Consider the following 11,315-nt stretch of genomic DNA (forward strand, 5'->3'; position numbering starts at 1 on the left):
ACCTCGGCGTCGTACTAGACGGCGACCTTGGCGCGGACTTCGCGGTTCGTCCAGCGGGCCAGCGCGATCCGCAACGCCTCCAGCTCCAGCGGCTTGGTCAGGTGATCGTCCATCCCGGCCTCCAGGCACGCCTTGCGGTCCTCGGCGAAGGCGTTGGCGGTCAGGGCGATGATCGGGGTCTGGTCGCCGCGGGCGCGCACGGCGCGGGTCGCGGTCGGCCCGTCCATGCCCGGCATCCGCATGTCCATGAACACCAGATCGTAGCGGGCGCGCTTCATCGCATCGACGGCTTCCTGCCCGCTGGCGGCGGTCTCGACCGTGCAGCCCTCACGCTTCAGCAGGGTGGCGGCCAGCAGGGCGCCGACCGGGTTATCCTCGACCAGAAGCACGCGGGTGCCCGCGAACCGGGCGGGCGTGACGCGGTCGTCGTCCACGCCGCTGGCGCCCGTGACGGGACGGCCGGGCTGGGCGCCGAGCGCCGCCAGGACCCGCTCGGCCAGCGAGGCGCGACGCAGGGGCTTGATCAGGTAGCCGTGGAAGCCGGCGCTGCGATAGCGGGCGATCAAATCGCGCTCGGACGGCTTCAGCAGAACGATCCCGCGCCCGCCCTGCGGCGCGCGCGCCATCGACTGGCCGGCCTCGCGGCTGGCGTGATCGACCAGCACCACGCTGGCCTTGTCGCTGATCTGGCCGCCCGAGGCGGTGACCTGCGCCTCGGCGGCGGTCTGGACGAAGGGATTCAGGGTGGCGACCCTGATGGACTGGCCGACCAGCAGGGCCTCGCGGGTCGGCGCGCCGAGCGCGACCGGGAAGGCGGCCTCGAACCGGAAGCGGGCGCCGGGACCGTCCGGGCGATCCATGACCTTCACGCTCCCGCCCATGGCCTTCGCGAGCTTGCGAACCACTGCCAGACCGAGGCCCGCGCCGCCGAAGCGGCTGGCGTCGGAGGCGTCGACGTGGCCGAACTCCTCGAAGATCCGCTCGCGGGCCTCGGGCGGCACGCCGGGGCCGGTGTCGTCGACGATGAAGGCCAGTTTCGGCTGTGAGCCGCGACCGCCGCAGCGTTCGACCGCGATGCGGACGCCGCCGGTCTCGGTGAACTTGACCGCGTTGCCGGCCAGATTGAACAGAACCTGCCGCAGCCGGCCCTCGTCCGCCATGACGTCGGGCGCGTCGGAGGCCACCGACCAGGCGATCTCCAGCCCCTTGTCGTGGGCGCGTGGGCTGAGCAGTTCGGCGACGCCGCGCACCAGCGCCTCCAGATCGACCGGGGCCGGATCGAACTCCAGCTTGCCGGCCTCCAGACGGGCGTAGTCCAGCAGGTCGTTGACCAGACCCAACAGGTGGTCGGCGGAACTGCGCGCGGCCTCGGCGTAGGCGCGCTGGGCGCCGTCGAGTCGCGTTCGCTGTAGCAGACCCAGCATGCCGATGACGCCGTTCAGCGGCGTGCGCATCTCATGGCTCATGAGACGCAGGAATTGGTTTTCGGCCCCGTCGTCGCTGGTCATCGTCGCCTTCTGCCGTATCGCGCCCAGATCGATACGGTGCACCAGAAGCGTTAAGGGCTCGTGCAAGTCTCAGAAGGCGGGCGCGCTGGCGGAGCGGGCGGCCTGACGGTCAAAATCCTCGCGCGCGCCAAGGGTCGTGCGGCGATAGATCAGCGCCTCGGCGATGTGGCGACGAAGCACGCCGTCGCAGCCGTCCAGATCGGCGATTGTCCGCGCCAGCCGCAGGGTTCGCGTCCAGCCGCGCGCGGTCAGCCCGCCCGCCTCGCCCGCCCTCTTCATCAGGGCCTGCCCCGCTTCATCCGGTCGGGCGAGCCGGTCCAGCAGTTCGCCGTCGACCCGGGCGTTGACTGTCTGGTCCCAGGTCGCTTCCGGATTCAGCCCCGCCGCCCGGAGACGATCCATCTGCATCGCCCGCGCGGACGAGACGCGAGCCGCCGCCTCGGCCGTGCCCTCGGAGACCGGCGGGAGGGCCATATCGGCGGCGGTGACCGGCGGCGTCTCGACGGTCAGGTCGATGCGATCGAACATCGGGCCCGAGATGCGGTTCTGATAGTCCCGCTGGCAACGGGGAGCCTTGCCGCACGCCCCCTTGCCGGCCCCGCCCAGACCACAGCGGCACGGGTTCATCGCCGCGACCAGCTGGAACCGGGCCGGATAACGGACGTGGGCATTGGCGCGGGCGACCACGATCTCCCCCGTCTCCAGCGGCTGACGCAGGGAGTCGAGCGCCTGCGGGCTGTATTCCGGTATTAGGCAGCAAACACACCAAATATGATGATGTACGTCATTTGAGCGCGTGACGTTGGCGCCGGATTCGCGCTGTGGGTGCTTGTGTGGACAAAAGCGGAACGCTACATTGACACCCGTTGACGTAGGACTTTTTAAGCGAATTGCCCTACTCGGCGACTCAGGCTGACCGCTGGGGAGGGCGAGTGGCTTCTCCCCCGATTCCGGTCAGTGTTTGCGAACGGCTCGTAGAAGCCGCAACCAAACCGTGCCCCGTGGCGGCTGTAGCTCCAGTAGTCGAGCAGCAGCCAAACTGGGACGCGCTGGCAACTTCTCTGGCGCTTGTCGGAACCGGCCTAACCATCGGCGGACTGGTTCTAGCCTTAGCGGCAATCATCGTCGGTTTCGCTTGGGCGAAACTGGTGAAGCGCGACGCTGAGGAAGAGGCCCGCAAGGAAGCCAGGGCGTGCGTTGAGAGACTGATGGTGGAATGGCGCGCGAACGAGTTGCCCGCGCTGGTCCGCCAAAATGTTGAGATTATCCTGAATGCATCCGCTGGCGATGCGAACGACTTAGATGCAGCAGATCGAATGGGAGAAGGAGCCGGTGACTAACATCAATGTTGACCCGATTGCCCTGATCCAGAAGCACTGGGGGGATGTCCCGGTGCCGGTATTCGAGATTGTTACAGGGCTCGGCCTCGGACCGGACTTTGAATACCTCCCGGACAACATATCGGGAGCCATCAAGATGAGGGCGGACGGCAACTACCGCATCGTCGTGAACGCCAACCATCACCCGAACAGGCAACGCTTCACGGCGGCCCACGAGCTCGGGCACTACATCTATCACCGCGACCTGTTGGGTCAGGGTGTCGGTGACACGCGCGCCTACCGCGCTGAGGGTACGGGCATGCCGAACCCAGCCATCCGACCCATGCACGAGAGACAAGCGAACAGCTTCGCGGCCAACCTCCTGATGCCTATGAACTCGATCTACGGAGAGATTGGCCGGGGGATCACCGACACGAAGATGCTTGCGGATCGCTTTGGTGTGTCCGAGATGGCGATGAAAATCCGGCTCGGGCGCTAATCGTCCAGCCGGACAGACGTCGCCCCTACCGCGACCAAACACTGAACGAAGAACGCAGCCGTGAACCCGCCTCGGGCGATCTTATTGGCGATGTTCCGCTCGCTCTCCGGAACGCCTATGGCCGTCAGCTTTTCCGCCAGTTCGCGGTAGCTGACGCCACGCCGCTTGAGTTCAGCCTTCAGCAGGTTCTTGACGCGAGGCGTCCAAACGTCGTCGGCCATGTCAAATCCTCACATCCGGTCGATTTGTCATCGTATCCGATGTTTTCCCCATTGACAACGATGTGCGATAACCGCATATCCGGTGACACATACACCGGATTTGATGATGTCTCAGCACTTTCTCCTCTCAGCCGCCGCCCGCACCCTCTCGCTGGTGAAGGTTATGCGCATGACGGACTCGCAGGCCCGCGAGACCTTCAAGGCCATCCGCTGGGCTTCGACCGAAGGCGCCCCTGTTTGTCCGAAGTGCGGATGCGTGGACATCTACGACCTGACGACGCGTCAGATCTTCAAGTGCGCGGGCTGCCTGTCGCAGTTCAGCGTCACCAGCGGCACGATCTTCGCCAGCCGCAAGCTGCCTGTCCGCGATATCCTCGCCGCTATCGCCATCTTCGTGAACGGCGCCAAGGGCTACAGCGCTCTCCAACTCAGCCGCGATCTGGATGTCCAGTACAAGACCGCGTTTGTGATGGCTCACAAGCTACGCGAGGCTATCGCCCTGACCCGCGACGCGGACCAACTGACCGGCGAGGTCGAAGTCGATGGCGCGTACTTCGGCGGTTACGTGAAGCCCGCCAACGAGAAGGCCAACCGCCGCGACCGTCGCCTGTCAGAGAACCAATCCGGCAAGCGTCAGGTTGTCGTCGCCATCCGTGAACGTGACGGCGAGACCCGCCCCTTCGTCGCCAAGCGCGAGGCTGACGGCGTCGCGCTGGTCGCCGCCAATGTCGAGACCGGTACGACGGTCCATGCCGACGAGGCCTCGCACTGGGATAACCTGCACGCCCGCTTCGCGACCAAGCGCATCAATCATAGCGAGGCGTACTCGCTGAACGGTGCCTGCACGAACATGGTGGAGTCGTTCTTCTCGCGCCTCCGCCGCGCGGAGGCAGGCATTCACCACCACATCTCTGGCAAGTATCTCGCTGCCTATGCGACCGAGATGGCATGGCGTGAGGACAACCGTCGCGTTTCGAACGGCGGCCAGTTTGCACAGATCGTCGCCGGCGCAATGGCGGCCCCGGTGTCGCGCCAGTGGAAGGGCTATTGGCAGCGTCGCGCCTAGCCTTTCTTCATAACCGTGCGGTTTCGGTCGCTGTTCTCGATCGCCAAGACGGTTTCTTGTGCCGCTTGTGGCAGAAGCTTTTTCTTGGCGACGAGCCCTTTGAGATAGGGCGGTAGTTTCTGCGGCACATAAACCTCGCGCATCCAGCGCCGGAACTCAGGAAGCGCTTCTTCGGGATAGCAGTTCGCCATCTGCGGGTTAGAAAGCGATTGAGGGTAACGGATTGGATAATTGTGAGGGTAGAGACGCCGATCGCCGTAGCGTCCGCTCAGTGCATTATCTCGCCAATGGCTTCCCCAGCACCCTCCAATACTGATGTCTAGAATCATCTTGGCACCCATGGTGGCACCGTTTGAGATCATGGTCGCGTAGAGGTCAGCCGTCTCTTTGAAAATGCAAAAGTAACCGACCGGAACGCTGTCGTAGACCAGCGATATGCGCTCCTGAAACATCAGCCACGCGTCGCCTTCCGGAGACAAGCCGGACATCCATTCGTAGACCCACTGAGTGACGCGGACTGCGAACTTCGGGGAAAGCCACTGGGCCAGATGGATGGCGACCTGCGGGTGGACCCAAGTTCCCTGCAGCGCCGGGTTTCCGCCTTTAACTGCCTGAATCAACTCCGATATCGGAATACCGATTTCGGTGGAGAGTTCGGCAACGAACGCCTGTGTCCGATCGTTCTCGTTGTAGTGGCCGAAGAGCTTGCCCGCCGCTGAGCACATTGCTGTGGCGTTCACGTAGCCATCGCGCGATCTCAGCCGCACAATCTGGCCCTGATAAGTGTGGGGTATGAGCGCGAGGCTCTGCTGCTGGGGGTCTGTCATCGGTGTCTCCGCTAAAGAAAAAGCGGGGCCTTGCGACCCCGCTTCCGGTTAGCCTTTGCGCTTTCCGCCAGTGCCGTACGGCGACTGGTTCGTGGGTTTCAACGACAGACCCAGTTCGCTGGCCTTCGCTTGGATAGCAGCGGGCGTGCGACCTTGGTGGATGCCGTGAACACGCGTCGGCGTGTTCTGTTTGATCTCAGCTTTGAGTAGCTGGACCTGTGGAGCAGTCCACGCTTTGCCGTGGTTTTTGGGGGTAGTCATCGTGTGGAGCGCCTCCTTAGCGCCGCTTGGAAAGCGGCCCGGGGGCTTGACAACACGGTAAGCCGAGATGCAATCACGGCTGCGACTACTGCGTTTCCCGCGCCCCCGAGCCAATCGGATGCAGGAAGCCCAAGAACTACGAGGCCACCGGTTCCAGCCGGTGGCCTTTTCGCTTTTAGGCCGTATTTCGGTCATACGGCGCCGGTCGGATAGCAGTCAAGCCTGCGAGTGCCATTAACCAGATAGTTTGTTATCGTCCCAGAGTAGAGACACAACATCTTGGGGTTCTCATAAGGAATTCGTTATGCGAATTAATTGCCAATTCTTGGCCTCGGACTCTGGCTGATTCCCGACAATTATTCCCGCTCTGGTCAATACTGTCAGGCATGCTCCGACCCGCTTCCGGATCATCACCTTTGTCCCGTGGTCCGTTTTCAGGCCCCGCTCCGCGATCCACGCCTCTGCGATATCCAGCGAGGTAATTGGCTCAGACGCCTCTTTCAGTCGGTCCAGTACAAACCGCCGCATCTGCCCCTTCTTCGCCCTGTGTTTCGTCGCATAGCGCTGGATCGCGGCGGCTGTGTCGGCGGTCGGATCGAATAGCCGGATACACGCGTCCAGATGGTCGAGGTCGCACGTCACCTTGCGCACGTCCGCCTCCAGATCGGCTCTCAGTTTCACAAGCTGCTTTCGCTTAGCCTGAAGTCCGGCGATGGTGTTTGGACGTTCAACGGGGGTTGGCATGAGAACGATAGTCCTAGCGGCTCTGGTGGCCTTGGCAGGGTGCAACTCGGCGTCGCCGCAGGAAGCCTCAGACTTGGCCGATGAAGCCCATGCAGAGGCCGAAAGGGCGAACAGCCGCATCAGCGATCTGGAGGGCGAGGTCGAAACGCTGCGCTCTGAGGTCCAACTTCTCAGGACTGAGCTAGAGCTACAGGTAGCGGACCTTCGGTCTGACAGCGTGGCGGACTTCCGAAGTTTGAACTCCGCGATCGGCACGTTGGAAAGCCGCCAGCATACACATTACTAGCGGTGCGGTTCATCACCGTATCTGGTGTGTTTGCTACCTAATACCGCTGTATTCCGGCAGTTCATCGAGGAAGAGCACGCCGTTGTGCGCCAGCGACGCCTCGCCCGGCTTGGCCCTGTGACCTCCGCCGGTAAGGGCCGCCATGGAGGCGGAATGGTGCGGGCTGCGGAAGGGCCGGTCGCGGGTCAGGCCGCCCCGCTCGATCAGGCCGGCGACCGACCAGATCATCGAGGTCTCCAACAGTTCTCGCGGCGTCAGGGGCGGCAGCAGGCCCGGCAGGCGCGCCGCCATCATCGACTTGCCCGAGCCCGGCGGCCCCACGAACAGCAGGTTGTGTCCACCGGCCGCCGCGATCTCCAGCGCCCGCTTGGCGCTCTCCTGTCCCTTGACCTCGCGCAGGTCAGGGACGCGTTTGCCTTCACGCATGGCGCCCGGCTCGGGCCGGCTTAATACCTGCGAACCCTTGAAGTGATTGATCAGACCGATCAGCGAGCGGGGCGCCAGCACCGGCGCGTCGCCCGCCCACGCCGCCTCAGGCCCGTTCGCCTCCGGACAGATCAGCCCCAGTCCCATCGCATTCGCCGCCACCGCCGCCGGCAGGGCGCCGCCGATCGGGGCGATCCGTCCGTCCAGCCCCAGTTCGCCCAGCGCCGCCCAGTTGCTCAGGGCGTCGGGCGGAATCACCCCCATCGACGCCAGCAGGGCCAGTGCGATCGGCAGGTCGAAATGGCTGCCTTCCTTGGGCAGGTCGGCCGGCGCCAGATTGGCGATGATCCTCTTGCTGGGCAGGGCCAGACCGATGCCGGCGAAGGCGCCCCGGACCCGTTCCCGACTCTCCGCCACCGCCTTGTCCGGCAGGCCGACGATCGAGAAGATCCCGTTGTCGGCCGACAGCTGCTGGACCTGCACGTCCACCCGCCGGGCCTCGACCCCTTCGAACGCCACCGTAACGACACTGGCCAGCATGTTCCGCTCCCACCCAATAGGAACAAAACACGAACCGGAAAAACACGCAACCTGTGATTTACACTCGCTCCCGGAAAACGGGCGCGCGTAAGGTCATTCAGCCGGGGCCCAGCTCCCTGCGCAGAAACGCCGTCGCGTCGGCCAGCACCGGCGCCTTCTTGCGGAACAGGGGCGAAAAGGTCGCGATCAGGTCCTCGTGCGAAAGGTCGGGATAGAGCTTCGCCTCACACCGTCCGCCCACCGCGCGCATGCGGTCGCACAGGATGGTGGTGTCCTCGGCGTGCACGATCCGGTCCGCCGTGCCGTGACCCAGCCACAGGGGTGGAGCGTCCGCGCGCACGAAGGTGACGGGCTGGGTCAGGGTCGGGTCGGGAGCCCTTCCGAAGGCGTTGATCGAGGCCGGCACATCGAACGGCAGGAAGTCGTAGGGCCCGGCCAGACCGACCGCCGCCCTGATCAGATCAGGCGCGCCGACGGCCGCCATATAGCGGCGGTCCAGCGTGATCATCATGGCCAGATGGGCGCCCGCAGAATGGCCGATGACGCCCAGATGCGCGGGGTCGCCGCCATAAGTCGCGGCGATGCGTCCAACCTCGGCCGTGGCGGCGGCGGCGTCTTCGATGAAGGCCGGGAACAGGACCTGCGGCACGACGCGATAGTCGGGCACGGCGACGACGAACCCCTTGGCCGCAAGGGCTTGCGCAGCCCAGCCGTAATCGGCCTTCGACCCTGAATCCCAACCCCCGCCATAGAAGAAGACGAGCACCGGCCACGGTCGTTCCGGCTTGGCGGTCGGGGCGTAGATGTCCAGCTTCTGTCGAACGTCCGGCCCATAGCTGACATCGCGAGCCGCCCGCCGGACGCCGCCATCGCGGGGGCCGAAGGTGTTGAGCGCGGACAGGGGAGAACAGGCGGCGGCGAGGGCGCCGACGAGGGGAGCGAAAAAACCTCTGCGGGTCATGCGGCCTCAGGAACGGGGAAGATCATCCCAGATACGCACGAAACGGCATTCGGCCTCAACGCGCCGAGGCGATCAGCGCGCCGCAGTTGGCGTCTTCGGCCAGACCGGGATCGACGAAGGGCAAAAGCGCCGCCAACGGATTCAGGAGGGCGCCCAACGCCAGACCGAAGCCGCCCTGCGCCACCGCCGATCCGGTGTCGATGCCCACCGCCGGCGCCGTCATTGGCCCCTGGACCACGATAGGCGACCACAGGCGGATCAGGCGCGGCTCCTTGGTCTCGCCGTCGATACGCAGGTTCAGCGTCTCGTTCCCCAGATCGATGGTGCCCGCGCCACGCGCGAGCACCGGCGTGGTGTCGATCACGAAGGTCCGGGCCGTGGCCGTGCCGCTTGTGACGGTGAAATCCGCGACGGCGCAGCGGATTTCGGACGAGGACGTGTCGCCGCCCAGCAGCTTGCCGAGGCCGGCCGTGACATTGATTCCCAGCAGCTCTGCGAAGGCCGAGCGGATCTGGCCCTGCGGCACCACGAGGCTGACCGTGCCCTTCGAGTTCGCGGCGAAGTCGTGCACCGAGGCGCCCGGGCCTTCCAGTTTCGCGCGGCCCAGCGCGCTGCCCGTTACCGTGGGCGCGCCGTTTCGGGCAGGAATGATCGACTCCAGCGGATAGCCGCGCAGACGGAAATCAACGGCGCTGTAAGGCGTGTCTCGTGTCGCATTGATCTTCGCCGTGCCGCGCAGCTCGCCGCGGTTGAAGGCGAAGGCGATGGGGTCGAGGTTCAGAATCCCCTTGTCCAGATCGGCGCCCAGCGCGACCTGACGCACGTCCAGTTCGTTCCGCTTTACCCGGGCGGCGCGATATTTCAGCGTGCCGTCCATGACCCGCAGGCGTTCTACATTCAGGGGCGCGTCGGGCAGTAGCTTGCCGGGCGCCCCGGATGTCACCACCGTATTGCCGCTCTCCGTCACCTGCGGACGCGCGCCCAGCACCGAGGCCAGGTCGTCGAGGTCCAGGAGGTTGGAGTGCAGGTCCGCATCGACGCGGCGGCGGTCGCCCACCTTGTCCACCTTCAGATCGCCTGACAGGTCTGACGAGCCTACACGACCGCTGAAATCGTTGAAGGTGAACAGGGCGTCATTGCGCGTCAGCTTTCCGGCCAGCCGGTACGGCGGCGTGTTCGGCGTGGTGATGCCGGTCAGCAGGTAGAGGTCCGCCAGATCTCGCCCCTGCAGCGTCAGGTTGGCGTTGAACTGGCCCAGATCGAACGGGCGGGTAATCGAACCCACGGCGGTCAAGGTAGAGCCGACGCCTGACAGCTCGGCCCGGAAGCCGTAAGGCCGGTTGCGGCGGATATTGATGAAGGGCCCGCCGCGCACTTCGAGCTTCAGGGGCGTGCCGTTCAGCGAGCCCGTTCCATCCAGATGGAAGCCGGCCTGACCGTCCGAGCCCTCGCGCGCCGTGATCGTTGCTTCCAGCTTCATGTCGCGGCGCTGCTCGTCGAAGACGAGCTTACCGTCATTGATGACCAGCCGGTTGATCAGCGGCAGCTTTATGCCCTGCCCGTCATCAGGCTTGTCCGGGTTCAGCTGCCAGCTCTGGCGTCCGCTTTCATCGGCGATCAGCACGGCCTCGGGGCGGGTGATGATCAGGCGGGGCATCTCCAGCTGGCCGGCGAAAAGCTTGCGCAGGCGAACGGCCGCGTCGATGTCCGCGACCTTTAGCGTGTCGCGCTCTCTCGCCCAGTCCGGACCGCCGATGCGGACGTCGCGGATACGGGCCGAGGGGGTCCAGCTGAAAATGTTCACGTCGAGATCACCGTTCAGCTGGATCTCGCGGTCGTACTCCGCCGAGGCCCAGCGCCCGATCGGGCCGCGCAGCCAGTTCCAGTCGAACAGGATCAGAAAGATCACGACGGCCGCGACGATGATCAGGGCGACGCCGCCGGCCCATTTTTCCGGTCCGCCGGGTCGACGAAAGCCGTTGTAGACGGGGTCGTTCTCTCGCACCCAGTCGCGCCACTCCCGAGCTTTCACCCCCACGGGCGCCAGCGACGGAGTGCGGAACGCCGACCAATCAAAGTTTGATTTCAAAGCCTTGGCCAAGACGCGGCGCTCCATTGAGACGAGTCAACGCACGAGGGAGCGGATCGGCTCAGACCTCCGGTCACGGACCGTATGTCGCTCTTCGTGCACGGAACTGTCGCAATAACTTTACAATCCGGGAAAACGAGGCATTATTCCTCCGAACCCTGAGGGAAAATCAGGACCATTGGAGGATAGCTGTCATGCGCAAGACCACCCCTGTCATCGGCCTGACCTGCGCCGCAGGCCTCATGCTGTCGGCGGCCGGGCCGGTTCTGGCGCATGACGCCAAGCCCCGCCTGCAGGCTCAGCGCGTGGTGATGGAGTGTTCGAACGACGCCGCCACCCGCCGCGCCTTTGCCCGCGAACACGGCGCCGCGCCGGTCTTCATCACCGCCAGCCAGGCCCAGGCCGCCCAGACCGCCGGCGAAACCTGGTCGGCGCCGCGCTGCATGACCGCCCGCGAGCATGCCCGCCTGACCCAGTCGATGGGCGATCTGGCCCGCGCCCGCTGAGCCGCGACGCCTGAATTGAAAAGGGCGCGTCCCGCGGGGCGCGCCCTTTTTGCTGTCCTGAA

At 65.2% G+C, this 11,315-nt stretch carries 10 protein-coding genes and 2 pseudogenes; 4 read left to right on the forward strand and 8 right to left on the reverse strand.

The features are described 5' to 3' along the window. Positions 1-14 precede the first annotated feature (14 nt). Both ACIQC9_RS12045 and ACIQC9_RS12050 read right to left on the reverse strand, forming a co-directional pair. Positions 15-1,508 carry a response regulator gene (locus ACIQC9_RS12045; RefSeq protein WP_400616143.1) on the reverse strand — a complete coding sequence of 498 codons (1,494 nt, stop codon included), beginning with the start codon at positions 1,506-1,508 and terminating at the stop codon, positions 15-17. Positions 1,509-1,577: 69 nt separating this feature from the next. Further along, positions 1,578-2,258 (reverse strand): annotated as a pseudogene (locus ACIQC9_RS12050) (ATP-binding protein); the annotation flags it as partial. 251 nt (positions 2,259-2,509) lie between these two features. Between ACIQC9_RS12050 and ACIQC9_RS12055 the strand changes: the two are divergent. Together ACIQC9_RS12055 and ACIQC9_RS12060 are read left to right on the forward strand one after the other, a co-directional pair. Further along, on the forward strand, positions 2,510-2,848 hold the full coding sequence (locus tag ACIQC9_RS12055; protein ID WP_400616145.1) for a hypothetical protein: 339 nt from the start codon (positions 2,510-2,512) through the stop codon (positions 2,846-2,848). Then, positions 2,811-3,326 carry an ImmA/IrrE family metallo-endopeptidase gene (locus tag ACIQC9_RS12060; RefSeq protein ID WP_400616147.1) on the forward strand — a complete coding sequence of 172 codons (516 nt, stop codon included), beginning with the start codon at positions 2,811-2,813 and terminating at the stop codon, positions 3,324-3,326. Before ACIQC9_RS12055 ends, ACIQC9_RS12060 begins: the two co-directional genes overlap by 38 nt. On the opposite strand, the gene ACIQC9_RS12065 is transcribed toward ACIQC9_RS12060, so the two are convergent. Continuing rightward, positions 3,323-3,547 (reverse strand): DUF6471 domain-containing protein, encoded by a 225-nt coding sequence (locus tag ACIQC9_RS12065; RefSeq protein WP_400616148.1) that lies wholly within the window; start codon positions 3,545-3,547, stop codon positions 3,323-3,325. The genes ACIQC9_RS12060 and ACIQC9_RS12065 overlap by 4 nt on opposite strands. A 106-nt stretch (positions 3,548-3,653) precedes the next feature. Between ACIQC9_RS12065 and ACIQC9_RS12070 the strand changes: the two genes are divergently transcribed. Continuing rightward, entirely contained in the window at positions 3,654-4,613 is a 960-nt protein-coding gene (locus tag ACIQC9_RS12070) for an IS1595 family transposase (RefSeq protein WP_400616150.1), read from the forward strand. On the opposite strand, the gene ACIQC9_RS12075 is transcribed toward ACIQC9_RS12070, so the two are convergent. The 5 genes and pseudogenes from ACIQC9_RS12075 to ACIQC9_RS12095 all read right to left on the reverse strand — a co-directional run bounded on the left by ACIQC9_RS12075 (position 4,610) and on the right by ACIQC9_RS12095 (position 10,690). Continuing rightward, positions 4,610-5,440 (reverse strand): KilA-N domain-containing protein, encoded by an 831-nt coding sequence (locus tag ACIQC9_RS12075; protein ID WP_400616153.1) that lies wholly within the window; start codon positions 5,438-5,440, stop codon positions 4,610-4,612. The genes ACIQC9_RS12070 and ACIQC9_RS12075 overlap by 4 nt on opposite strands. A gap of 549 nt (positions 5,441-5,989) precedes the next feature. After that, positions 5,990-6,565, reverse strand: coding sequence for a hypothetical protein (locus ACIQC9_RS12080; RefSeq protein WP_400616155.1), 576 nt, complete (start codon positions 6,563-6,565; stop codon positions 5,990-5,992). Between the two features lie 214 nt (positions 6,566-6,779). Further along, a pseudogene (locus ACIQC9_RS12085) lies at positions 6,780-7,697 on the reverse strand (YifB family Mg chelatase-like AAA ATPase); the annotation flags it as partial. 97 nt (positions 7,698-7,794) lie between these two features. After that, positions 7,795-8,658, reverse strand: coding sequence for an alpha/beta hydrolase (locus ACIQC9_RS12090; protein WP_400616158.1), 864 nt, complete (start codon positions 8,656-8,658; stop codon positions 7,795-7,797). 55 nt (positions 8,659-8,713) lie between these two features. Beyond that, a complete protein-coding gene (locus tag ACIQC9_RS12095; RefSeq protein ID WP_400616160.1) occupies positions 8,714-10,690 on the reverse strand; it encodes an AsmA family protein in 1,977 nt (658 codons plus the stop codon). Between the two features lie 251 nt (positions 10,691-10,941). On the opposite strand from ACIQC9_RS12095, the gene ACIQC9_RS12100 reads away from it, so the two are divergent. Continuing rightward, complete coding sequence (locus ACIQC9_RS12100; RefSeq protein WP_400616163.1) at positions 10,942-11,253, forward strand: hypothetical protein; 312 nt, start codon at positions 10,942-10,944, stop codon at positions 11,251-11,253. Positions 11,254-11,315: the final 62 nt, after the last annotated feature.

This window comes from Brevundimonas sp. NPDC092305 (assembly GCF_044755415.1).
Taxonomy (GTDB): Bacteria; Pseudomonadota; Alphaproteobacteria; order Caulobacterales; family Caulobacteraceae; genus Brevundimonas.